Genomic DNA, 23,282 nt, shown 5'->3' with positions numbered 1-23,282 from the left:
CGGCAAAGGGGAGGGCGGCACATGAACCCGATGGCAAGCCTGTTGCTTAAACGCCTGGCCCTGGGCGGCCTGAGCCTGTGGGTGGTCTCGGTGATCATCCTGTTGGGGGTGGACTTTTTGCCCGGCGACATCGCCACCGAGATCCTCGGGCAATCGGCCACGCCCGAGGCGGTGGCTGCCTTTCGCCAGGCCCTGGGACTGGATCAACCCTTGTACCTGCGCTACCTGCACTGGCTGGGGGCATTCGTCCAGGGCGACTTCGGCAGCTCCCTGGCCAACGGCCGGCAGATCGCTGAGTTGCTCGGCACCCGCTTGCTCAACACCCTGTTCCTGGCCTCGGTGACGGCGGTGATCGCGGTGCCGCTGGCCTTGGGCCTGGGCTTTCTCGCGGCGATCTACCGCAACGGCTGGTTCGACCGGATGATCAACAGCGCGACGCTGACCTTCATCTCCTTCCCCGAGTTCTTCCTGGCGTACCTGTTGATCCTGCTGTTCTCGGTCAAGGCCGGCTGGCTGCCGAGCCTGGCCAACGTCGACCCGTCCCAGCCGCTGCTCGAACGCCTGTATCGGGTGACGCTGCCGGCGCTGACGCTGACTCTGGTGGTCATGGCCCACATGATGCGCATGACCCGGGCGGCGATCATCAACCTGCTGGCCAGCCCCTACATCGAGATGGCCACGCTCAAGGGCGTGCCGCGCTGGCGGGTGATCCTGCGCCATGCCTTGCCCAACGCCTGGGCGCCGATCATCAACGTGATCGTGCTCAACCTGGCGTACCTGATCGTTGGCGTGGTGGTGGTCGAGGTGGTCTTCGTGTATCCGGGCATGGGCCAGTTGATGGTGGACTCGGTGAAGAAGCGCGACATGCCGGTGGTCCAGGCGTGCAGCCTGGTGTTTGCGGCCACCTACATCCTGCTCAACCTGACGGCGGACGTGCTGTCCGTGCTCACTAACCCACGGTTGAGGCACCCCAAATGAACAAGCCAAGCCTGGACCTCGACGCTCAAGGGATGACTCCGCTGCTTGAACCCACCTCCCGCTCCCGCCTGGGCCAGCGCCTGTGGCAGGGATTGAAGATCGCGCCCTGGACGGCCCGTTTTGGCCTGCTGGTGATCGTGCTCTACACCCTGGGGGCGATCTTCGCGCCTTGGCTCACGCCGTACGGTGAGTCCCAAGTCGTCGCCCCGGCGTTCGAGCCCTGGGGACCGCAGTTCCTCCTAGGCACCGACAACCTGGGACGCGACATGTTGACCCGCTTGCTCTACGGCGGACGCAACACCATCGGCATCGTCGCCCTGGCCACGGCCCTGGCGTTCCTGCTCGGCGGCACGGCCGGCCTGCTCGCGGCAGCGCGGGGCGGCTGGGTCGACCAGGTGCTGTCACGGGTGGTCGATGTGCTGATGGCAATCCCGCAACTGATCTTCGCCTTGATGCTGCTGACCCTGTTCGGCACCTCGATCCCGACATTGATCATCATCATTGCGGTGCTCGATTCGACCCGGGTGTTCCGCCTGACCCGCGCCGTGGCCAGCAACGTCGCGGTGATGGACTTCGTCGAAGTGGCGCGCCTGCGCGGCGAAGGCAACGCCTGGATCATGTTCCGCGAGATCCTGCCCAACATCATGGCGCCGCTGGTGGCCGAGTTCGGCCTGCGCTTTTGCTTCACCTTCCTGTTCATCAGCGCCCTGAGCTTCCTCGGCCTGGGCATCCAGCCCCCGACGGCGGACTGGGGCTCGATGGTACGGGACAACGCGACGTTGATCTCCTATGGCGACATCACCCCGTTGTTGCCGGCGGCGGCCATTGCCTTGCTGACCATCGGCGTCAATTTTGTAGTGGACTGGTTCCTGCACCTGACGAGTGGCCTGCGCGATGAACAGTGAGCACAACAGCCGTAACCGTAGCGACACCTTGCTGACCATCACCGGCCTGCGCATCGAAGCGCAGAGCGGCGGTGCGTGGCAGGAGATCGTCAAGGGCATTGACCTGCAACTGCACCGTGGCGAGATCCTCGGCCTGATCGGTGAGTCCGGCGCCGGCAAGTCCACTCTGGGCTTGGCGGCCATGGGCTTTGAGCGCCCGGGCTGTCGGATCACCCAGGGCAGCATCGTCTTCGATGGCGTGGACCTGGCCCAGGCACCGCAGAAGGACAAACTCAAGCTGTGGGGCTCGCGCATCGCCTACGTCGCCCAATCGGCGGCGGCCGCGTTCAACCCGGCGCACAACCTGATCGACCAGTACGTCGAGACCGCCGTGCAGCACCACGTGCTCAGCGAAGAGCAGGCGCGCGCCGACGCGGTCGAGATGTACCGCCGCCTGCGTCTGCCGGATCCCGAACACATCGGCTTTCGGTATCCGCACCAAGTCTCCGGCGGCCAGTTGCAGCGCGCGATGACTGCCATGGCGATGGCGTGTCGGCCCGACCTGATCATCTTCGACGAACCGACCACGGCGCTGGATGTCACCACCCAAGTGGACGTGCTGGCGGCTATCCGCGAAGTGGTCCAGCAGTTTGGGACTGCCGCCCTCTACATCACCCATGACCTGGCGGTGGTCGCGCAGATGGCCGACCGGATCATGGTCCTGCGCCACGGCCACACAGTGGAGCAGGCGCCGACGCGGCAGATGCTGGCGGCCCCGCAAATGGACTACACCAAGTCGTTGTGGGCGGTGCGCGAGATGCAGCACATCCCCAAGACCTTCGCCCAGCAGGTGCCAGTGCTCAAGCTGGCGGGTGTGTCGGCGGGCTACGGGCAGTTGCCGATCCTCCACGACATCTCCCTGGAAGTGCCCAAGGGCGCGACAGTGGCGGTGGTGGGGGAGTCGGGCTCGGGAAAATCCACCGTGGCCCGGGTGTTGACCGGGTTGCTGCCGGCCAGCAAGGGCCAGCTTTACTTCCAGGGTGAGCCGTTGGCGCTCGGCTACCGTGAGCGCAACCGGGACACCCTGCGCCATATCCAGATGATCTACCAGATGCCGGATACCGCCCTCAATCCACGTCAGCGGGTGCGCGACTTCCTCGGCCGGCCACTGGAGTTCTACCTGGGCCTCACCGGCAAGGCCAAGGAGGCGCGCATTCATCAACTGCTGGAGCAGATCGAACTGTCGCCGGCGCGGATCATCGACCGCTTTCCGGGCGAGCTGTCCGGTGGCCAGAAGCAACGCATCTGCATCGCCCGCGCCCTGGCCGCCGAGCCCCAGGTGATCATCTGCGATGAAGTCACCTCGGCCCTCGACCAGATCGTGGCCAAGGACATCCTGCAACTGTTGCAGCGGCTCCAGGCGCAGCTCGGGCTTTCGTACCTGTTCATCACCCACGACATCGAAACCGTGAAGGGCATCGCCGACCAGGTAGTGGTCATGCACCAGGGCAAAATTGTCGAGCAAGGCTCGTTGGCGCAGGTCTTCAGCCCGCCCCATCACGACTACACCGCCAAGCTGCTGGCCTCGGTGCCGCAGATGGACCCCGATTGGCTGACCCGCAGGCTGGCCGTCACCGCTTGAATACCCACCCAAGGAATCCACCACCATGCACAGCAAAGCGGTACTGACTCACGCCGACGTCGTTCTGATTCTCGAAGCCGCCCGCAGGGAAGCCCGGGCCAACCAGTGGCCGGTGGCGATTGCCGTAGTCGACGACGGCGGTCACCCCTTGGCCCTGGAGCGTTTGGACGACTGCGCGCCAGTGGGCGCGTACATCGCCACGGAAAAGGCCCGCAGCTCGGCTCTCGGGCGCCGGGAAACCAAGGTCTACGAAGACATGATCAACGGCGGACGCACGGCCTTTCTCTCGGTGCCGCTGCTCAGCGGGACACTGGAGGGCGGGGTGCCGATCTGGGTGGCGGGGCAGGTGGTGGGCGCCGTGGGTGTCTCCGGCGTACAGTCCGGCCAGGATGCGCAGGTGGCCAGGGCCGGTGCTGGCGCACTGGATCTGCTGCGCGAGGTTGTTTAATCGTTGTGCGTCATCCGCTCTCGCTTCTCGCCTTGGATTCAGATGACTCTTATATCCAGCGTTGATCCCGCTGGATTAGACTCGCGGCCACGACTTCCCCCTTCCTTATTCATGCCTAGTGACTCTGGGTCGAGGTGAACGTCTCAATGGCATCGCGGCTTGCCGTCTTTCATGTCTGGGTTCAGGGTCGAACAATCAATGACATCAATGTCTTCATCGCCCGTTTTGCTGCCCTTGAAGGTCATCGCCACCGGCGTGGCGCTCCCCCCCAACTGCGTAGCCTCCAGCGATCTTGATCGGCGGCTCAACAAGCCCGCCGGTTACGTCGAGAAGCGTTCGGGCATCGCGCACCGCTTTCATGCCACGGACACTGCCAGCCAGGCCGAGTTGGCCGCCGCGGCCCTTCACGACGCGCTGGCCCGGCAGGGCATCGAGGCCGCGTCCATCGATTTGCTGATCTCGGCGTCGGCGATCTCGGTGCAGGCCTTGCCTTGCACCGCCGTGCACATTCTCAAAGTCGCCCACCTGGCGCCCGGCACCCCCGGTTTTGACATCAACAGCAGCTGCGTGAGCTTCATCTCGGCGCTGCAGGTTGCCGCCGGCTTGTTGAATGCCGGCACCTACCGCCGCATCGCCATTGTGTCGGCCGACCTGGCCTCGCGGGGTATCGACTGGGCGGATGAAGAGTCCTCCCTGATTTTCGGCGACGGCGCCGCGTGCGCCATTGTTGAGCGGGGCGACGGCAGCAGCGGGATCCTCGCCAGCCTGGTTGAAACCCACCCGCAAGGCAGCGAACTCTGTGAGATCCGCGCGGGCGGCACGCGACGTAATCCGCGCGCGGGGATGACGGACCGCGACTTCCTGTTCCACATGCGCGGCAAGCAACTGTTCAGGCAGGCCAGCGCGTTGATCGAGGACTACCTTGCGCGCTTGCTGGCGGCAAGCGGATTGACCCTGGAGCAGATCGCCACGGTCGTGCCGCACCAGGCCAGTCATCTGTCGCTGGAACATATGCGCCGCCGCCTGCATGTCTCTTCCAGCGTGTTGGTGGATATCTACCGTTATCACGGCAACCAGGTCGCCGCGTCGATCCCCACGGCCTTGCACGCAGCGGTCACCAGCGGGCGCTTCAATCGCGCCGAGCCGGTGATGCTCATCGGTACCGCCGCTGGCCTGTCGCTGGCCGGCATGGTCCTGCTGCCATGAAGGTCCTGCTGACCGGCGCCACCAGCGGGCTTGGGCGAAACGCCGCACAGTGGCTGCTCGACGCCGGTCATGAGGTGCACGCCACCGGTCGTGATACCCAGGTCGGCAGCGCCTTGCGTGCGCAAGGTGCCGAATTCACCGCGCTGGACCTCAGCCACGCGACCCGCGAACAGTGCCAGGCATTGATGAGCGGGTGCGAGGCGGTCTGGCACTGCGCGGCGAAGTCCTCGCCGTGGGGGCGCGAGGAGGATTTCCACCAGGCCAACGTGGTTGCCACGCAAAAACTGGCCGAGTCAGCGGGGCGTGCCGGTGTTCGGCGCTTCGTGCATATCTCCACGCCGGCGATCTATTTCGACTTTGCGCCTCATCACGAGATCGACGAGGGCTACCGTGCCGCACGTTTTGCCAACCACTACGCCAGCAGCAAGTTTGCGGCGGAGCAGGGCATCCAGGCGCTGGTGCCGCGTTATCCAGGCACGACCTACATTATCTTGCGACCCCGCGGCCTGTTTGGCCCACACGACCGGGTGATCCTGCCCAGGGTTCTGAGCCGGCTTGAACAGGATCGCGGCGTGTTGCGTCTTCCTGGCGGTGGCAATGCGCTGCTGGACCTGACCTTTGTGCTCAACGTGGTGCATGCCATGGACCTGGCGAGCGGTGGCACTGCGCTGCCTTCCGGTGCGGCGTACAACATCACCAATCACCAGCCGATGCGCTTGGCCGACATGCTGCACCTGTTGCTGCGTGAGCAACTGGGCCTGCGCTATCGGCTGCAGGCGGTTCCCTACCCACTGCTGCATGCGTTGGCCGGGGGCCTGGAGCTGTTGAGCTGCGCCACGGGCAAAGAACCGCAACTGACGCGCTACAGCGTCGCGGCGTTGAACTTCGACATGACGCTGAGCCCGGTGCGCGCCACGCAGGAGCTCGGGTACTCGCCGCGCTACACGATGGAGCAGGGGATCGAACAGACCGGTGCCTGGTTCAGGCAACAGGGAGCGGCGGCGCATGGCTAACGTCACCACCTTCGAGGTGGGCTACTGCACCCATATCGCCTGCATGGCCCAACGTGGAGCCGGCCTGCGCGTGTGCAAGTTCCCGGCCCGGGCCTATCTGCTGGAGGTGGGCAGCCGTCGCTGGCTATGGGACACCGGCTACTCGACGCATTTCCAGGCGCAGACCCAATCCGGCATTTTCCGCGTGTACCGCCAGGTCACGCCGGTGTACTTCGACCCGCGCGAGTCTTTGGTCGAACAACTGCGTAGCGCGGGCTTGGCGGGCAATGACATCGAAGGGCTGATCCTGTCGCATTTTCATGCCGACCACATTGCCGGGCTGCGCGATTTCGACGCGGTCAATTTCATCTGCTCGGGCCAGGGCTGGCAACAGACCCGGACGCTACGTGGGTTCTCGGCATTGAAACAGGCCTTCATTCCCGGCTTGATCCCGGAGAGTTTTGAGGCGCGGGTGCAGTTCATCGAAAGCTTCCCAAGGGTGGGGCTGTCCGCGCACCTGGCACCGTTCGACCAAGGTTACGAACTGCCGGGCAGTGACGGGCAGATCTTCCTGGTGCCTTTGCCGGGGCATGCGGCGGGGCACATCGGCGCGTTCATTCTCACCGACACCGGCTGGACGCTGTTGGCCAGTGACGCCGGGTGGTCTGCGCAGAGTTATCAGACCCTGCGCGGCCCTTCGCTGCTGGCCAATCTGCTGATGGAAGACGCTCGCGCCTATTACGCCACGCTCCGCCGCCTGAACCAGCTGTGGGCGGCCGGGCATGTCGACATTCGCCTGTGCCACGAGGGGGACCTATGAGTGTGTTGAAGACCCTTTGGCACTACTGGCGCACACGGCGCCTGACCTTCACCGATCGCGCTGTGCTGGACGCCTATCAAGCCCGACAGCTCAAGCGTTTTGCTCGTCGGGTCCTGGCAAAGAGCCCGTATTTTCGCCCCTACAGCCAGCTGGCGTTGCGCGAGTGGCCGCTGATGGACAAGGCGCTGATGATGGCGCAGTTCGACCAGATGAACACCGCCCACTTGCAGCGCGATCAGTTGCTGGCGTGCGCGCGGCGCAGCGAAACCGAACGTGACTTCACCCCCAAGGTCGGGGCCTACAGCGTCGGCTTGTCGTCCGGGACGTCGGGGCAGCGCGGGGTATTTGTCGTCAGTGAGCGCGAGCAACAGGTCTGGGCCGGGGGCATGCTGGCGAAGATGTTGCCCGATGGGATTTTTGCCGGTGAGCGCGTCGCGTTGTTTTTACGCGCGGACAACAACCTCTACCACAGCGTCAACAACCGCTGGCTGAGCCTGGAGTTCTACGACCTGTTCGCGCCTTTTTCGGCGCAACTGCCGCGCTTGCAGCAACAGGCCCCGAGCATCATCGTCGCGCCGGCCCAAGTGCTCCGGGCGCTGGCGCTCGCGGTTCTCGATCGGCAACTGGTGCTCAACGTCAAGAAAGTGATCTCGGTGGCCGAAGTCCTGGATCGGCATGATCGACGGATACTGGAACAGGTGTTCCCCGATATCGGTGAGGTGTATCAGGCCACCGAAGGATTCCTGGCGGCTACCTGTTCCCACGGCACGCTGCACTTGAATGAAGAGTTTCTCTATATCGAGCCCCAATGGATCGATGAACACCGCTTTACCCCGCTGATCACCGATTTCACCCGCAGCACCCAACCCATCGTGCGCTACCGGCTCGACGATGTACTGGTCAGGAAGGCCGAACCCTGCCCGTGCGGGCAAGCGAGCATGGCCATCGACCGCATAGAAGGCCGCTGCGATGACCAACTGCTCCTGCTCAATCACCAGGGACAGGCGCAGGTGATTTTCGCCGACCTGTGCACGCGGGCCATGGCCAATGCGTTGCCGCTGACCAGCGACTACCGCTTGATTCAACAGGCCGGGAATCGTTTGCAGCTCGTGGCCGACTGCTCGCAGCAGGCATTGGAACGCTGTCGCACGCAATTGGTCGCCGCGTTCGAGCGGCAGGGCATCGACACGCAGGTGCTGGAGTGGCAGTTGTCGGTGCAGGCGGTGATGCCGGCGTTCGATCGCAAGCGACGGCGAATCATTCGGCAGGTGACCCCATGATCAAGGCCATTCTTCCCAGGTTGTGGCACATGCTGCTGGGCTGGGGATGTGTGGGGCTGGTTTACAACCTCACGGACCGCTTTCAAGGTACGGGGACGGTGATCTCGCCTTCGTTGATTGATCGCCTGATCCCATTCAGCCCGCACGCCATCTGGTTGTACCTGTCGTTCTTCATCCTGATCCCACTGGCTTACCTGCTGGCCCCGATGGAACGGGTCAAACCCTTGGCCAGGGCCATGCAACTGACGGCGATCGGGGCGGGGGCGGTGTATCTGGCGTGGCCGACGACCATGGTCTATCCGCTCGATCACGGCACCACCCTCAGTTCAGCGGTATTGGGTGCCTTGGCGCAGTTCGACTCAAAGCAGAATTGCCTGCCCTCCCTGCACATGGCCCTGACGGTACTCGCCGTATGGGCCTTGGGCGATGCACGGCACACGTTGAGGACGGTGTTGCTCATCGCATGGGCGGTCGCGATAGGCTTTTCGATCCTGCAGCTACGCCGCCACTTGTTGATTGACCTGGTCAGCGGTGCGCTGTTGGCGCTGGTGGCCGCAGGGTTGGCCCGACGCCTGGACGTGAGCCGCTATCGTGCGCTCAGAGGAGAAGTGTGATGATCGACCTGGCGTTCCCCATCCTGTTCATGCTGCTGGTGGTGATTGGCGAGATGCTGATTGTGCAGTGGCGCCGGCACGAGGCAGTCAACTGGCATGACGTGATGTTCAACCTGAACTCCGGGCATCTCATGCTGTGGTTGTTCCGTGGGCTGGAAATCGCCTGCTACGGCTATGTCGCCAGCCACTTCAGCCTCGCGTTGTTCGAGTCATGGCCACCGGTGCTGACCTGGGTGTTTGCGCTGTTTGCCTGGGACTTCGGTTTCTATTGGTTGCACCGAGCCCACCACTACCTGCGTGTGCTGTGGGCGGTGCACGTGGTTCACCACCAGGGTGAGCATTTCAACCTGTCATTGGGGGTACGCAACTCGTGGTACTCGTCACTGACCTCGATCCCGTTCTTCCTGCTGTTGGCCGTACTGGGGGTACCGTTGTCGGTGTTTGTCACGGTGTCGATCCTGCACTACACCATTCAATTGTTTAACCACAGTGCGCTGACGCCCAAGCTGGGTTTGCTGGAATCGATCTTTGTCACGCCGGCTCACCATCGGGTGCACCACGTCAAAGACATGGCCTACTCGAACAAGAACTTTGGCGGCAGTTTCATCTTCTGGGACAAGCTGTTCGGGACTTTCTGCCCGAGCTTGCCCGCAGCGCCGTTCGACTATGGCGTAGGCGGCACCAAGCCGTCTGCCAACCCCTTCTGGGCGAGCAATGTGCCGTTGTTGCGCTACCTGCGCCTGCCAGTGACCGTGTCCGATAAAGCCGGGCGCTGGCGTTGCTCGAACCTGACGGTGTTCAGTGGCGCGCTGCTGGTGTTCGCCGGGGTGATTGCCTATGTCTACACGTATGGCTACGGCTATACCCAGGTACATTGGCCACAAGTCGCGTTGTTCAGCCTGTTGGCGCTGGGGCCGGTGGCGCTGGCGGGCATGGTGCAGGGACGTACCCTGAGTGTGATCGCTTGGCTGCTGATTACGCTGGGCTTGCCACTGCTGTTTCTCGGGCTGCTGGGGTGGTCGCAGGGGTACTGGCAGGTGGTGTTGCTCGCCCTGGGCCTGCACGGCATGACGGTGTTGTGGTCGTGCGCCAGGCGGCGATCCGACGCTGCGTCTGTGCTGGAGCAACCCCATGGTTGAGTCACTCAGGCCCCTGGCCTTTCCCGCCGACGGTGAACAGGCTTTCCATCAAGCACTCAAGCGCGCGGCTCGCGCCTATCTGGCGGATGACCACCGTTATGCCGATGGTTGGCTGCTCGCCAGGGCCTTGGCGCTGCTGGTGCTGTGCGTGGGGTTCTACGCCTTGAGCCTGATGCAGCACGACGCGTGGGCATTTTTCGGGTGCTACTTCCTGTTTGTGATGATGGGCATGTTGCTCAACGTGGTGGTCAATCATGACGCCTCCCACAACGTGTTCTTCCGTGCACCGTGGGCCAACCGCCTGGTAGGGCGCCTGGTCACGCTGCCGTTGGGGGTGGACCCGGATTTCTGGCGGGTGCGCCACGTCGACTTTCACCACGTCTACGCCAACGTCGAACACTACGACCTGGACACCGAAGAGAACGGGATCTTCCGGCAGACACCGTTCCAGCGTTGGCGGGCGCACATGCGCTATCAACACCGATATTGGCCGTTGATCGCGGCGTTGTCACTGCCCTATGTCGCCTGGATCTTCGACTGGTCGGATCGCCTGGGGAAAACGCCGCTGGCCGCAAAGCACGTGCTGCCGGGGCGCCGGGGCTGGGCCGTGTTCCTGGCCAGCAAGGTCGGCCATGTGCTCCTGGTCCTGGGCGTGCCGTTGATCGTGGCTCCGCTCAATGGCATCGACGTGTCGACGGTGCTGCTGGCGTATGCCGTGAGCCAGATGTGTGCCTCGTTGCTGGTGGTGTATTTGCTGCTCGGCACGCATTGGGCACAGGCGCAGTTTTACCCTGTGCCGGAGACCGCGGTGATGCCCCATGGCTGGTATCGGCACAACTTCTCCACCGCGTGCGACTGGTTGACCACGCCACGCTGGCTGCGTCATTTCACGGGTGGGCTGAATTATCATTTAACCCATCACCTGTTCCCCGGTTGGAGCCATCGTCACTACCCGGCGCTGGCAGCCATCATTGAGCGCCTGGCGGCGCAACACGGCATGGACTATCGCTGCATTGGCTATCGTGAACTGCTCAGGCAACAGCAACAGTTCCTGCGCCAGATGGGGCAAGCGCCCCTGGTTCAACCATGAAGCCGTTGGCGTTCCAGCGTGATGACGCGGATGTGCACAAGGCGCTGATGCAGGCGGCCAACGATTACCTGGCGGCGCATCGCGATCACCGTTTTGCCGATGCCGGGATGATCGTCAAGTTAGGCCTGCTGGTGCTGGCAGGTGCCGGGTTCTACGGCATGAGCCTGCAGCAATCCACGGGGTGGGGGTACTTTGGTTATTACCTGGGCTTCATTTTCACGGCCATGCTGATCACGGTCAACGTGGTCCATGACGCGTCCCACAATGCCTTTTTCAAACGGCGCTGGGCCAATCGCTGGCTCAACGTCATGGTCAGCATCCCGCTGGGTCTTGACCCTGACTGTTGGCGGGTGCGGCACGTGATCTTTCACCACGGGCACAATAACGTCGAGGGCTACGACCTCGACATCGAGCCAAACGGGGTGCTACGCCAGACGCCTTTCCAGCGCTGGAAGCCCTTTATGCGCGTACAGCGCTTTTACTGGCCATTGGTGGCGGCCATGACCTTCCCGTATTACATCTGGCTGTTCGACTGGTTGGACCGGGCAGGGCAAACCCCGGTGACCCGGCGCATGGCGCAGCACGGCGTGCGCGGCTGGGGATTGTTTGTGCTGGGCAAGGGCCTGCACCTGACCCTGGCCTTGCTGATTCCGCTCTGGGTGCTACCCCCGACCCTCAGCGCCCTCGACATCGTGCTGGTTTACCTGGTCAGCCAGATGCTCTCGTCGTTGCTGTTCGTGATGCTGATCATCGGCACCCACTGGGCCAAGGCGAAGTTCTACCGGGCGCCGTACAGTGGCGAGTTGCCCCACGGCCGCTATCACCACGTGTTTGCGACCACCATTGACTGGCAGACCACGCCGCGCTGGCTGGGGTACTGGGTGGGCGGGGCGAACCTGCACTTGACGCACCATCTGTTCCCCCACTGGAGCCACCGCCATTATCCGGCCCTGAGCCAGATCATCAGCGAGGTGGCGCCCCGTTTTGGCCTTGCGTACCAGCGTATCGGGCCCCGTGAAATGCTGAGGCTGCAACAGCGGTTCCTCAGTGCGATGGGCGCGAACAAGGCACCGGATGCTTGACCGCCGACCCCCTTCAGCTTTTATCCCCATGACCACCTTGAGGAACCACGCTCCATGCCTACCATCATCACCCATGCGGTCGTGCCCCTGATTGTCGGGGCTGCACTGGGACGGCGCTGCATCAGCGCAAGGTTACTGATCGCGGGTGCGGTCCTGGCTGCACTACCGGACCTGGATGTGGTGTCGTTCAAACTCGGCATCGCCTATACCGACACCTGGGGCCATCGCGGTGCTTCTCATTCGATCCTGTTTGCCCTGGCCATCAGTTGCCTGGTGAGCCTGTTTCATAAATCCCTGCAGACCAGCCCCGGGCGGTGCATCGGCTTTCTGTTCCTGGCGGCGCTGTCCCATCCACTGCTCGATGCCTGTACCGATGGCGGCCTGGGCGTGGCCCTGTTCTGGCCTTTCAGTGACCTGCGGTGGTTCATGCCGTTCACGCCGATTGAGGTTTCACCCATCGGCTTGACACGCTTTTTGAGTCAGCGCGGATGGGCGGTGATGCAATCGGAGCTCTATTGGGTGTGGCTGCCGACCCTGGGCCTGGCCGCCGCGATCCTGGCCGGTCGAGGGCTGTGGCCGGCGAAGCGCAGCTAGTCCTCACACCGGGCAGAGCCGCCAAACTGCATAGCGCGCATGCAGGCGTAGCGACTCTTTTTCAGGGTCGCCGGGGCCACGGCGCAGGGCAACACGTTCGGGTTGATCTCCATCGACAGGGTGTTGCCGTCCAATTGTCGTGCCGCCGGGCGCATGATGCACACCCCATCCTCCTGGTTGCGCGTGGTCTCGAAGTCGGTGATGAGCCGGCCGTCCATTTTCAGCAGCAAGGGGTTCTGGGCGGGGGTTGGGCAGTGCTTGAGATCCTTGTGCTTGACCTGGATGAGCAAGGGGTAGGGTTGGTCGAGGGAGCTTGGGAACAGGGGGATGAAGAACAACGCGACGAGCGTGGTTGCGTCCATGCGCTCTACGCCCACGGTGAGCGGGGTGCCCTGGCACGTGGCTGTGAGGAATACGCTCCGGATGCTCTCGACCTTGGTTTCGTCCGTCCAGCCTCCCGGCGCCTCAGTGCGCCAGTTGTGGCCCCACTTGTAGTCGGTACAACCACTGAGCGTCAGTAACACGACAAAACAGCGTGCAATCCTGTGCATGGCAACGTGTCCCTTGAATAAGGGTGGGCAGTGTACACGGCGGTTGAACGGGTAAAAAAATCCCCGGCCCAGCGCCTGGGAGATGTTTATAGTGCCCGGCTAGCCTTTGTTTCGATGAGTATGACTACGACCCCCTTCAAGGAGAACACCATCAAGGCCTTATCCATCGTGCGCCCCAGCGGCAGCCGCATCGCCTGTGGCGACAAGACCCTTGAAGTTCGGCGCTGGCAGCCTGGACTGGCGCCCACCGAGGATCTGTTGATCGTCGAGAACGGGCGCTTTCTGCATGCCGAGGGCGATGAGGATGAGGACGGCCTGGCGGTGGCCATCGTTCGGGTCACGGCCGTGCGCCCGTTTGTCCTGGCGGACATGCAGGCAGCCTGTGCCAACTCCTTTGAGCAAGGCTGGCTGGCCTGGGAGCTGAGTGACGTGCGGCCTGTTACGCCGCCGGTGCCCGTTCGAGCGGCGCGCGGGATTTATGAGGTGGACGCAGGGCTGTTGAGCTGACCGTCCAGCCTGCGACACAGCACAGATAGCCTGTGGGCGAGAGCCTGCTCGCGAAGGCGGTAGATGCACTGGCCGCTTCGCGAGCAGGTTCGCTCCCACAAGGGGGTGTTTTATGCTTGGGTTGAGTGGGGCCTCAGTAACCGCCGTCTTCAAAGTCCTTGCAGTGGAAGCCGGCGTCATAGTGCTTCATGCCGTACGGTGAGCCTGGATGCTTGTGAGCGCAGTTGCCGATCGTGCCCACCTTGACGTAGGTGTCCCGTTTCATCACCGGGTGCTGGACCCGTTCGCCACGCCAGTGTATGCAACTGGCGCACCAGTGCGGGGTGGTTGCCTTGCTGACCCTGCGGTGGTGGAGGGTAAAGGTGTTCAGGTCCGGCTTCCTCTCCACCGGGCGGCTTTCGTGGCGCTGGCGGGTGGGCGGGGTAACGTATTCATCGTCATCGTCATCGTCCTCATGCCGTTGCCGACGTCGGCCAGTACCTCGCGTCGGCGCAGCGGCCGGCAGGTTGCGCCACACCATCCACGCAATGAACAGGGCGCCAATCACCAATACTCCGGTGAACACCTGCTTCAGCACCACCTTGATCCTGTTGGGCCACGACTCGGCTTCTTCCTTGGCCAGGCGCACGCGTTTGGCTTCCTCGGCCTGGGCTTGCTGCGAGGCGATTTGTGCCCAGACTTGATCGGCGACCGAACGGAACGCCTGGGGCTTGTATAGGCCGTTGGAGCCGTCGACATTGTGCTGGGTGATGTCACCGGTGCAGCCGGTCACCTCGCCCTCGAACATCGCGCGTGTCAGCACCTTCAGGGTGGTGGTGGCGGCTTCCAGGCACTGGCTGAATTGCCCCAGCTCGGCGTTGTGCAGTTGCGTCAGGGACAAGCCGCTGGCCGTGGTGTACGGGGCTTTAGTGGCGGGATACCAACTGAAGGGCGCCTCGTTCATCTCGGCAAAACGCGTGTCGAGGTCGCGAGCCACCCGTTCGAACGAGTAGGAGGTCAAGACATTGGCCGCCTTGAATTGCTCCGCGAGCCGCTTGGACAGCAGTTGCTCCCGCAGGGATTTGTCGAAGTCGATCCACTGCGCGCGCGCCTGTTCGTACAGTTCGTTCTGCGCCTGGGTGAACGTCACCCCGTTGTAGTCGCCCTCGCGCAGTGAACGCACGGCAGGATTGCTCGCTCGGCATTGGGCCACGGTCCCGGCCTGCCACTGGTTGGCGGCGTAGGTGTGCTGGATGCAACGGATATAGCCCTGGACATCGCCGGGGGCCTGTTCGATGGCGGGAATGGCAGCGTGGGCGGCACCCGAGATGACCAGCAGGGCGACACACAGCGTTTGAAACACGTTCATCCTTGGGGCTCCGGCACGGAAAGTCGGCGAAGTCTACCTAAAAACCCCAGGCTAGTGGCCAATAGCCTTGCCAGTGGCGTGGTGTCGGCATTGAACGTGGGGTTTCTGGTGTGATTGCGGGGCTCGCGCTGGACTGCGTAGCAGTCCTTTTTTAGGGGACCGCCGCGCGAGCAAGCCATATTAAGTAACGAGGGTGCTTGTTACTGTTCGGCTTCGCAGTTGACCATCCAGGCCACCCCGTAGCGGTCGGTCAGCATGCCGAAGCGGGCGGCCCAGAAGGTCGCTTCCAGCGGCATCTGGATACTGCCACCGTCCGCCAGGGCAGTGAATACGCGCTCGGCCTCGGCCACGGTGTCGACATTCAATGAGATCGAGCACGCACTCATGGCGTTCACCGGGCGGTCGGGCGTGGTGTCCGAGCCCATGATCGCCTGATCGCCTACCACCAGGCGGGTATGCATGATCAAGCCACGGCAGTGCTCGGGCACGTGCTCGGCGGCCGGGCTTTCGCCGAAGGTCATGCTCATTTCGATTTGCCCCGACAGGGCCTGGGCGTAATGGCTGAAGGCGGCTTGGCAGTCGCCGTTGAAGATCAGGTAGGGATTGATTTTCATGGAGTGTTCTCGGCAGTTCACAGGTAAGCCCGACGGCGCCCAAGGTGGGCCGTTGGCGTGACCTCATAGCAAAGCCCTAAAACGTCTCCAGTGGGAGGGCTTTTTTAGAGAGTTTGCTCATGAATGCGTTGCGATTTATTTCTTTGATGTGGGGTGGCCCCGCATTCCGTGGGCGCGTCAGGGCTCGGCGAGCGCCTGTGGTATCGGGTAACCAACGCGATAGATAGTTACCACCGAAGGCCCGGTTCCCCGTGATGTATTCGCGGCTCTTTTTTATTGGAGCCGCACCATGACTGCACCACTCACATCGCCCCCCGTTGCGCTGGGCAAAGGCTTGCACACGAGCTTTATCAAGCGACGGGTTCCGGGCTGGATTCAGCGGGTCACTCCCGATGACCTGAAGACACTGCGCAAAGGCGTGCTGGCGGGGCTGGACAGCAACGACTTGCAGGCCCCCTGGTTCACTCAGGCCAATGAGGCGCAGCGTCAGGCCTTGCTCGATTGCGTGGCCAACAGCGTGGCCTCCAGTCATGCGCTGGCGAGCAGCCTCAAGGGCTTAAAAGGCCTGAACGAGTTCGCCGAACCGCTGCTCAAGCACGCCTTGCGCAAGCGCTTTGGCAGTGAAGTTGACGTCAACAACAACCACCTGTACCACCTGCGCGGCCAGGAGCGAAAGGTTGTACAACCCTTGCTGCAAGCGGCGTTGTTGAACTTTGAAAGCGGCACCGATTTTGACCAGGAGACTTTGCAGGCCACCAGTGCGATTGCCCCGGCAGGCGCGTTGGTGTCCGAAAAGGACGGCCCGGAACAGTACAGCTGGATCATCAACCGGACCTGGCAGCCGTATAAGTATCGCTACAGCGAGACCCTGGGGATCAAGCCCGCTGAGTTTGCCGACCTGTGCCGCGATCTCGATCTGGGCCAGCAGTACCAGGAGCATTTGGACCACGTGTTTGACGGTGCCAACCAGGCCCAGGTGCGGCGCCAGATGATCGACGCGCGCAAGGACCTGTTGGCGGTGCACGCACACCGCGCGCGACTCAAGTCACACCTCAGCGCCGAGGCGTTCGAGGTCGTGCAGGCGCTGTTGCGTGGGGAAACCGCGCGCTACAACGGCCATGGGGTGTGGTACAGCGAGCTGGAGATGTTTGGCTCCGCCCTGGGCGAGGTGTTCATCATCGGCTGTAGGGCACGCTTGTTCCGCCTGCCACTCAAGTCCTGGAAGTTTAACGTGACCGAATTCTTGTTGCCGGTCAGGCCTAGCGAGCTGCTGGATCGACCGCTGAGCGCCGACGAGCAAAAGATCATTGTCTACATTCCCGGCGCCGGCCGTCATGAGCTGGTGGAATACGCTTCCCTTGGAGATTTTGAGAAGGCATTGGCGGTCGGGCTGTACGCCACGAGGATGCAGCAGGGCTTCGCGGCGTTTGTGAAGCACGATGAGCAGCAGGCATTTTTCCGCCGTCTCAAGGCCCAGCGCTACGGCAAGCGCTGGGACCCCAAGGGTTTCTATGAGGTGATCGATAACCCTGAACCGGACCTGTCGCTCAAGGAAACCTTGCTCACCGGCGACCTGTTCGAGGCCTTGCACGAGCGTCATCAGGTGCGTATGCGCGACAATGCGCGACTGCTGGCGGTGCCGACGGCGATTGTCGACAACGAGGCGATGTGGGCGCGGCTCAAGCACTACGCCGAGATTGGCCTGGACGTGCTCAATGTGGCCGCCTTCTTTGTGCCGGTGTTGGGCCATGTGATGCTGGCCGTGACGGCGGTGCAGTTGTCCCTGGAGGTGTATCACGGCATCGAAGCCTGGAGCGTGGGCGACCGGGAGGAGGCGTGGGCGCATTTCGAGTCGGTGGCGCTGAACGTGGCCGCTGCAGCGGCATTGATCGGCGTCGGGGCCGCCGCGCACACGGTGCCGAAAATCCAGGTCTCACGCTGGGTCGATGGCATGGTGCCGGTCAAGCTGCCCAATGGTCAGGCGCGTTTATGGAAGCCCGACCTGGCGCCGTATCGCAGCGCCGTGACGCTGGATCCGACGCTGCGCCCCAATGCCCTGGGCCAGTACCAGAGCGGCGGGCGCACCTATGTGCGACTGGGCGAGGATCTGTATGAGAAGACCTTCGACCCTGAGCTAAAACAGTGGCGAATCAACCACCCGACCGACCCCGAAGCCTACCAGCCCGTGCTGGACCATAACCACGCCGGCGCCTGGCGCCACGCCCACGAACAGCCGTTGGCCTGGGATCGCTTGACCCTGATGCGCCGCATCGGCCATCAGGTCGAGGGCTTTAGCGATGACACGCTGCTGGAAATCGCCGAGGCCAGTGGTGTCGATGATGATGCGCTGCGCAAGATGCACATCGATCGCCAATCACCACCGCCGCTGCTGGCCGAGACCTTGCGTCAGTTCCGGGTCGATCAACAGGTCGATGGGATGATTGAGCACCTGCGCAACGGCACCTGTGTGGAAGGCCTGTGTGAGTATGCATTGCCGTTGATCGTTGAGATGCCGGGCTGGCCCCGCGAGGAGGTCCTTGAAGTGTTCGAGGGGGCGGAACCGTGGGGCCGGTCCCAAGTCCATGGCACCCCGCCACTGGGCGGCGCCAGGCGCACCATCAAGGTCACCCGGACCGAGGCCATGAGTGGCAAATTGGCCGCTACGGTGTTGTCGGAGCTCGATGAGGAACAAATCGTCGAGTTGCTCGGTGTCGAAGGTGCGCACGACGTCAGCAAGCGCGGGCAGGTGTTCCGTGACCGCCTGGCCAACCACGCACGGAGCCGCAAAAAAGTGCTGTTCGACGGACTTTACGCGGGCAGCCATGAGCCGTTGGAGCCTGATGTCCTACGCCTGCAACGGCACTTCCCGAGCCTGAGCCGCTATGCGGCACGCGACCTGCTGGCCCAGGCCAGTGCGCAGGAATTGGCACAACTGCGCAGCCACGGGCGTATTGCCTTGCGCATCGCCCAGCAAGCCCGTGTCTATGTCCAGCAAGGTGCGTTGAATCGAGCACTTGCGGGCCTGCACTTGGAGAACATGGCCTCGGCGGCCAGCGACCGCTTGGCGCTGCATTGCCTGGAGCACCAGCCCGGCTGGCCGGCGAACTTGCGCCTGGAAGTGCGTGCCGATTCAATCCATGGCGCGCTGCTTGACAGCGTCGGCAGCGAACAGGCGTCGGTGCGCAGAGTCCTGGTCAAGGAGGGCGCTGGCTACCAAGCGTTTGACCCCGACGGCCGGGTGTTCAACGCCAAACCCCGGCTGGGGCGCAACCTGTATGAATCGCTGGCCGCGGTGTTGCCTGAAAGCATGGCCCCGGCCCCGTCGGAGCATCCCGTGCACGGGCTGCGACGTCAGTTGGGGCGTTACGCCGCCGGCCATCGCGATGAGATGGCGCAGCTGCTCAAACTGCGCCCGATCAACACCGGGCGTGGCCCAGGGCTGCGCCTGGCCTCGGGGCGCCTGGGTTACCTGGCCAGTGGGCGTGGCAAGGGCTTTGCCGATGCCTTGCTGATCAACCGGGCACGGATAACCTACCCCAACCTCTCGGACGAGCAGGCCGGTGAATGGATCCAACAACACCTGCGCAGCGGAAAAACCGATCAGCAAGTCGCGCACCTGCTCAACAATCGCCAACGTGAACTCGATGGGTTGGCGGCGGTGCTGTCGCCGTGGGCTGACGCAGACCCTGCACCGTTGGCCTATGGGGTACCCAGCCGGCGGATGATCGCCGAGCGGATCGTCGCGGGCTGGCGCGACGGCTTCAATCGTGAGCTGGAGTCCGTCGTCGAGTTGGACGTGCGCGATGTCGGCCGCTTGCCGTCCTGGGATGCCGATTTTTCCCATGTGCGCGCCTTGGTGCTGAATAGCGAGCAGTTGCTGGGGCCGGCGGGCGACGATTTGCTGGGTCGATTCCCCAACGTCAAACGCTTGAGCATTCGGGTGCAGGAGGCGCATCTGCCGGCGCTCAGTCAGCAGCTGGGCGAGCTGAGCACGATCACTGAGCTGTCCCTGGATACCGCAGACGTGGTCGACACCCAGGCATTGGCCCAAGCCCTGCAGACGATGCCGCAGCTTGAGCTCTTGTCCCTGCAAGACTGGCGCGCATCACTGGATGTTCGTCCGCTGCTCCAGTTGCGCTCATTGACGGTGCGCGGTTCGATGTCGAGCTGGCCGGACGGTGTGTTGGACTTGCCGCAACTCACCACCCTGGATCTGCGCGGCACCTCGATCAACACCGTGCCAGCGCCGTTGTTTAGCGGGTACCAAACCCTCTGGCGGGGCCTGGACCTGGACTGGACACGGCTGGAGCCGTCGACGCTGGTCCAGGTCTATGAGTACCTGGGCAGTCATGTGCCGCATCAACTCGGCGAGGAGCGGATGCTGGAGGCGTATTGCCGTGCTCGCTTGCACGCGCTGGCGCCAGCGGACCCGGCATTTGCCAATGCCGCGCTGGAGCGTTTCAAGGCCACGGGCTTGAGTGGGCGCGCGTTGTTGGATCACGTCCTCGACCTCCACCGCGAACAGGTGCTGTTCGACCAGCAGTTGGACGAATGGCAGGCCAGGGTCGTGCGCGTGGACCGTCGACAAGTCGATGCCTATGTGCGTCAGCGTGCGGCGGATAAAATCCGCCAGTGCCGGGCAGACGGCCTGCGTGCGCAGTATGCCCCCCAGGAACTCGTGGCCGGCCCCTCGTGGCGTACGTTCGCGATCGATGACGTGCTCGACCTTGCCGATGGTCCTCTCGGCGACCTGCCGGCGTTGCCCGACACCACGTTTGGCCATGTCCGGGTGTTGAACTTGGGGGGCGCACGGTTATCGGCAGACAGCCTCGATGGGTTCCTCGGCAAATTCCCCAACCTGCGGCAACTGACCCTCAATGGCAACCGCCTGGGTGAGCTGCCACCGGCGTTCGATGCATTGGGCCAGCTTGAACAGCTGCACCTTTGCGGCAACGAACTGAGCGTGACCCCATCGTTGCAACAACGCTTGAACCGCATGCGCTCACTGCGCGTCTTGAACCTCTCCTACAATCGGCTCGGAACGCTGAACGTACAGGCGATGGAAGCGTTGCAAGTGCTGGACCTGAGCCACAGCGGTATTCGCGCCTGGCCGACAGGGGCATCGGAACTGCCCGATTTGCGCCGCCTGGACTTGAGCCACAGCGCGCTGACCCACGTTCCCGAAGGGGTCTTCTCGGGGCCCGAGCAGCTGTTGATGGGCCTGCACCTGCAAGGTTGCCGGCTGGATGCACCGACGATGACCAGGGTCCAGCGTTTCGCCGCCCGTACGACGCAGCCTACGCCGGTTGGGATCGCGCGTGAGCGCCTGTTGGTGGGGCGAACGGGAGGCGACCCTGAGTTCTTTCCACCGCAGGTGACCGACGATCCGAACCTGCTGCTGCCGCTGACGCCGACAGGCAGCAACGCACGCCTGACCCCGGCGGCGCAATTGCAGCGCCTGGATCCGGATTTGAGTGTCGAAGAGGCGGTCCGACGCATTGACGATTTGAGCGCCGAAGGGTTGGGGGCGCTGGACATCGAGACGCGCCTCAATCAGTGGCAACAGCAGCACGAGGCGCTGACCCGCGGTTTGAACGACTGGATCGATGTGCGCAGCTACCGCGAGGGCGATGACTGGATCAGCGCAGTCAGTCGCCGGCGTGCGGCAGATCGAATCCTGGCCTGTTGGCGCGAATCCCTGCGCCCGGCGGCGCGCACCCGGCGCACGATGCTGGATATCAGTGAACTCACGGTCGGTGAGTTGCCTGAGCTCCCGAGGGTGTTCGATCACGTTACCCGGTTGGACGTCAGCGGGGTGCGCCTGAGCGCAGAAGGCTCCAATGAGTTCTTCCGTTCGTTTACCCATCTGGAGCACCTGACGATCAACGGCAACGGCCTGAGCGCGCTGCCTGAGTCGCTTTCCGAGTGCCCACAACTCACACGCCTGGAAGCCAACCACAACGACTTCAGGGACAGCGCCCAGTTGCGCCGGCAACTCAACGGGTTCACTCGCCTGGAGCGACTTGACCTGAGTGACAACACCCTGGGGGAATTTGATGTGCGCGGCCTTGATCAACTGCGCGTCCTCGACCTGAGTGGCAACATCCTCAGCGACTGGCCGGAGGGTGTGCTGGAGCAGCCCGGATTGACGACCCTGAACTTAAGCAATAACCAGATCAGTACGATTCCCGCCGATGCCTTGCTGCCGGCCCACGGCCGCTTGATGGGTGATACCGATCTGTCCGACAACCTGCTCGATGAAGTGGACTTGCAGCGCTTGCGTGATTACCTGGAGGACACCGGCCGAGGCCTGGGCTTTACCCTTGGCGACATTGATCGTTTGATGGAGGGCTACGCGATATCGGAACTGGATTCGGGCAGTGACCTGGACGACGACTCCGATGGCCAAGCCCACCCGGGTGATGAGACGCCGGCGCGCAACAAAGACCGCTGGCTTGCCGGGGTTGCCGATGACGCGCAGGACCATGAAGTCTGGGACTCGCTGGCGGCGCATGAGGACAGCAAGGACTTGTTTAAAATCCTGTCCCAACTCAGGCATACCAAAGACTTCAAGGTGGATCCCGCCAACCTCAGGCGGCGAGTCTGGGAAGTGTTGCATGCCGTTTACGACGACGAAGCGCTGCGTGATGAGCTGTTCAGCCTGGCCAGGGATTTGCGGGTGCGCGAGACGTGCGGCGATGGGCGCATCCTGCTGTTCAATGACGTGGAACTGAAGGTGTATGAGTTCAATGCCTTGAAGAACATCGCACCTGAGCATCAGGGGCGCGAGCTGTTGAAACTCTCCAGGGGGCTGTTCCGCCTGGACAAGGTCGAGGGGGTCGCCCGGGCGGCCAGCCGGCGCAACCCGAGCCTGGATCCGGCGGAAATACGCCTGGCGTACCGCATTGGCCTGGAACAGCGCCTTGCGCTGCCGCCTCAGCCCAAGACGATGATTTACGCCAATCTGGCCAGGGTGTCGGCCCAGGACCTGGATGCTGCGTATGCCGCCGTCATCGCCGAAGAGGGGCAGCCGGAGTTTGTCGAACAGTTGCTTGCCCGACCTTACTGGATGCCGTACCTGGAGGAGCGTTATGCCGCTGAGTTCTTACAGTTGCAGCAGCGTTACGAGGTCAGGGGCGAAGCCCTGGAAGAGCAATACCCTGACTTTGACGAGGCGCACTTTGCGGCATGGGAGCAGATGGACAGCGAACGCAAGGCCGAGCGCCTGGTGTTGGCCACCGAGCTGTCCACGCGCGAGATTGCCGAGCTGGAGGGGCAGGCCTAAGGACGACGCCGGGCAACAACAGGGGTGAGCCCGTAGGCGCGAGGCTTGCCCGCGAACCGGTCGGTCCATCCAGCATCAATGTCGCCAGGCTTACCGCTTTCGCGGGCGAGCCTTAATGCCAGTCAGTTAAGGCGCCAAACCTGTGGGAGCGAGCCTGCTCGCGAAGACGGCAACACAGCCAACATCTCCGTTGACTGACCTACTGCTA

Annotated in this window: 18 protein-coding genes; 15 read left to right on the top strand and 3 right to left on the bottom strand. The window is 63.3% G+C overall.

Annotated elements, in window-relative coordinates:
• Window positions 1–21: 21 nt before the first annotated feature.
• The 13 genes from BMW74_RS04250 (at window position 22) to BMW74_RS04190 (ending at window position 12,769) form a co-directional block, all read left to right on the top strand.
• Complete coding sequence (locus BMW74_RS04250; RefSeq protein WP_093414114.1) at window positions 22–978, top strand: ABC transporter permease; 957 nt, start codon at window positions 22–24, stop codon at window positions 976–978.
• Entirely contained in the window at window positions 975–1,883 is a 909-nt protein-coding gene (locus BMW74_RS04245; protein WP_256562520.1) for an ABC transporter permease, read from the top strand. The genes BMW74_RS04250 and BMW74_RS04245 overlap by 4 nt, the downstream gene beginning before the upstream one ends.
• Window positions 1,873–3,504 carry an ABC transporter ATP-binding protein gene (locus tag BMW74_RS04240; protein ID WP_093414112.1) on the top strand — a complete coding sequence of 544 codons (1,632 nt, stop codon included), beginning with the start codon at window positions 1,873–1,875 and terminating at the stop codon, window positions 3,502–3,504. The genes BMW74_RS04245 and BMW74_RS04240 overlap by 11 nt, the downstream gene beginning before the upstream one ends.
• A 25-nt stretch (window positions 3,505–3,529) precedes the next feature.
• The gene (locus BMW74_RS04235; RefSeq protein ID WP_093414110.1) at window positions 3,530–3,952 is read left to right on the top strand and encodes a heme-binding protein; all 423 of its coding nucleotides are present in this window, start codon (window positions 3,530–3,532) and stop codon (window positions 3,950–3,952) included.
• A gap of 207 nt (window positions 3,953–4,159) precedes the next feature.
• Window positions 4,160–5,158, top strand: a complete 999-nt coding sequence (locus tag BMW74_RS04230) for a 3-oxoacyl-[acyl-carrier-protein] synthase III C-terminal domain-containing protein (RefSeq protein ID WP_256562519.1) — start codon at window positions 4,160–4,162, stop codon at window positions 5,156–5,158.
• On the top strand, window positions 5,155–6,171 hold the full coding sequence (locus BMW74_RS04225) for an NAD-dependent epimerase/dehydratase family protein (RefSeq protein WP_093414106.1): 1,017 nt from the start codon (window positions 5,155–5,157) through the stop codon (window positions 6,169–6,171). Before BMW74_RS04230 ends, BMW74_RS04225 begins: the two co-directional genes overlap by 4 nt.
• A complete protein-coding gene (locus BMW74_RS04220; RefSeq protein ID WP_093414104.1) occupies window positions 6,164–6,970 on the top strand; it encodes an MBL fold metallo-hydrolase in 807 nt (268 codons plus the stop codon). The genes BMW74_RS04225 and BMW74_RS04220 overlap by 8 nt, the downstream gene beginning before the upstream one ends.
• Window positions 6,967–8,250, top strand: coding sequence for a F390 synthetase-related protein (locus BMW74_RS04215; RefSeq protein WP_093414102.1), 1,284 nt, complete (start codon window positions 6,967–6,969; stop codon window positions 8,248–8,250). Before BMW74_RS04220 ends, BMW74_RS04215 begins: the two co-directional genes overlap by 4 nt.
• Window positions 8,247–8,864 (top strand): phosphatase PAP2 family protein, encoded by a 618-nt coding sequence (locus BMW74_RS04210; protein WP_093414100.1) that lies wholly within the window; start codon window positions 8,247–8,249, stop codon window positions 8,862–8,864. Before BMW74_RS04215 ends, BMW74_RS04210 begins: the two co-directional genes overlap by 4 nt.
• Window positions 8,864–10,003: a sterol desaturase family protein gene (locus BMW74_RS04205; RefSeq protein WP_093414097.1), complete on the top strand. Its 1,140-nt coding sequence runs from the start codon at window positions 8,864–8,866 to the stop codon at window positions 10,001–10,003. The genes BMW74_RS04210 and BMW74_RS04205 overlap by 1 nt, the downstream gene beginning before the upstream one ends.
• A complete protein-coding gene (locus BMW74_RS04200; protein ID WP_093414094.1) occupies window positions 9,996–11,093 on the top strand; it encodes an acyl-CoA desaturase in 1,098 nt (365 codons plus the stop codon). The genes BMW74_RS04205 and BMW74_RS04200 overlap by 8 nt, the downstream gene beginning before the upstream one ends.
• Window positions 11,090–12,175, top strand: coding sequence for a fatty acid desaturase family protein (locus BMW74_RS04195; protein ID WP_093414091.1), 1,086 nt, complete (start codon window positions 11,090–11,092; stop codon window positions 12,173–12,175). The genes BMW74_RS04200 and BMW74_RS04195 overlap by 4 nt, the downstream gene beginning before the upstream one ends.
• Before the next feature lie 54 nt (window positions 12,176–12,229).
• The gene (locus tag BMW74_RS04190; protein WP_093414088.1) at window positions 12,230–12,769 is read left to right on the top strand and encodes a metal-dependent hydrolase; all 540 of its coding nucleotides are present in this window, start codon (window positions 12,230–12,232) and stop codon (window positions 12,767–12,769) included.
• On the opposite strand, the gene BMW74_RS04185 is transcribed toward BMW74_RS04190, so the two are convergent.
• Window positions 12,766–13,320, bottom strand: coding sequence for a hypothetical protein (locus BMW74_RS04185; RefSeq protein ID WP_093414085.1), 555 nt, complete (start codon window positions 13,318–13,320; stop codon window positions 12,766–12,768). The two genes, BMW74_RS04190 and BMW74_RS04185, sit on opposite strands and share 4 nt — an antisense overlap.
• A gap of 120 nt (window positions 13,321–13,440) precedes the next feature.
• On the opposite strand from BMW74_RS04185, the gene BMW74_RS04180 reads away from it, so the two are divergent.
• The gene (locus tag BMW74_RS04180; RefSeq protein ID WP_093414082.1) at window positions 13,441–13,827 is read left to right on the top strand and encodes an ASCH domain-containing protein; all 387 of its coding nucleotides are present in this window, start codon (window positions 13,441–13,443) and stop codon (window positions 13,825–13,827) included.
• A 133-nt stretch (window positions 13,828–13,960) separates the two neighbouring features.
• On the opposite strand, the gene BMW74_RS04175 is transcribed toward BMW74_RS04180, so the two are convergent.
• Window positions 13,961–15,175, bottom strand: a complete 1,215-nt coding sequence (locus tag BMW74_RS04175; protein WP_093414079.1) for a hypothetical protein — start codon at window positions 15,173–15,175, stop codon at window positions 13,961–13,963.
• Between the two features lie 200 nt (window positions 15,176–15,375).
• A complete protein-coding gene (locus BMW74_RS04170) occupies window positions 15,376–15,789 on the bottom strand; it encodes a VOC family protein (RefSeq protein ID WP_093414077.1) in 414 nt (137 codons plus the stop codon).
• 289 nt (window positions 15,790–16,078) lie between these two features.
• On the opposite strand from BMW74_RS04170, the gene BMW74_RS04165 reads away from it, so the two are divergent.
• On the top strand, window positions 16,079–23,074 hold the full coding sequence (locus BMW74_RS04165) for an NEL-type E3 ubiquitin ligase domain-containing protein (protein WP_093414074.1): 6,996 nt from the start codon (window positions 16,079–16,081) through the stop codon (window positions 23,072–23,074).
• Window positions 23,075–23,282 lie beyond the last annotated feature (208 nt).

Origin of the sequence: Pseudomonas sp. ok272 (assembly GCF_900109995.1) — a bacterium.
Taxonomy (GTDB): Bacteria; Pseudomonadota; Gammaproteobacteria; order Pseudomonadales; family Pseudomonadaceae; genus Aquipseudomonas.
The sequence above is the reverse complement of the archived record's forward strand: the minus strand, read 5'-3'. Positions and strand labels throughout refer to the sequence as shown.

Bases quoted from the DNA above. Each gene is read 5' to 3' on its own strand.
- BMW74_RS04165 (WP_093414074.1), top strand. From the start codon at position 16,079: ATGACTGCACCACTCACATCGCCCCCCGTTGCGCTGGGCAAAGGCTTG.
- BMW74_RS04230 (WP_256562519.1), top strand. From the start codon at position 4,160: ATGTCTTCATCGCCCGTTTTGCTGCCCTTGAAGGTCATCGCCACCGGC.
- BMW74_RS04235 (WP_093414110.1), top strand. From the start codon at position 3,530: ATGCACAGCAAAGCGGTACTGACTCACGCCGACGTCGTTCTGATTCTC.
- BMW74_RS04200 (WP_093414094.1), top strand. From the start codon at position 9,996: ATGGTTGAGTCACTCAGGCCCCTGGCCTTTCCCGCCGACGGTGAACAG.
- BMW74_RS04190 (WP_093414088.1), top strand. From the start codon at position 12,230: ATGCCTACCATCATCACCCATGCGGTCGTGCCCCTGATTGTCGGGGCT.
- BMW74_RS04180 (WP_093414082.1), top strand. From the start codon at position 13,441: ATGACTACGACCCCCTTCAAGGAGAACACCATCAAGGCCTTATCCATC.
- BMW74_RS04185 (WP_093414085.1), bottom strand. From the start codon at position 13,320: ATGCACAGGATTGCACGCTGTTTTGTCGTGTTACTGACGCTCAGTGGT.
- BMW74_RS04250 (WP_093414114.1), top strand. From the start codon at position 22: ATGAACCCGATGGCAAGCCTGTTGCTTAAACGCCTGGCCCTGGGCGGC.
- BMW74_RS04195 (WP_093414091.1), top strand. From the start codon at position 11,090: ATGAAGCCGTTGGCGTTCCAGCGTGATGACGCGGATGTGCACAAGGCG.
- BMW74_RS04175 (WP_093414079.1), bottom strand. From the start codon at position 15,175: ATGAACGTGTTTCAAACGCTGTGTGTCGCCCTGCTGGTCATCTCGGGT.
- BMW74_RS04225 (WP_093414106.1), top strand. From the start codon at position 5,155: ATGAAGGTCCTGCTGACCGGCGCCACCAGCGGGCTTGGGCGAAACGCC.
- BMW74_RS04215 (WP_093414102.1), top strand. From the start codon at position 6,967: ATGAGTGTGTTGAAGACCCTTTGGCACTACTGGCGCACACGGCGCCTG.
- BMW74_RS04240 (WP_093414112.1), top strand. From the start codon at position 1,873: ATGAACAGTGAGCACAACAGCCGTAACCGTAGCGACACCTTGCTGACC.
- BMW74_RS04220 (WP_093414104.1), top strand. From the start codon at position 6,164: ATGGCTAACGTCACCACCTTCGAGGTGGGCTACTGCACCCATATCGCC.
- BMW74_RS04245 (WP_256562520.1), top strand. From the start codon at position 975: ATGAACAAGCCAAGCCTGGACCTCGACGCTCAAGGGATGACTCCGCTG.
- BMW74_RS04205 (WP_093414097.1), top strand. From the start codon at position 8,864: ATGATCGACCTGGCGTTCCCCATCCTGTTCATGCTGCTGGTGGTGATT.
- BMW74_RS04210 (WP_093414100.1), top strand. From the start codon at position 8,247: ATGATCAAGGCCATTCTTCCCAGGTTGTGGCACATGCTGCTGGGCTGG.
- BMW74_RS04170 (WP_093414077.1), bottom strand. From the start codon at position 15,789: ATGAAAATCAATCCCTACCTGATCTTCAACGGCGACTGCCAAGCCGCC.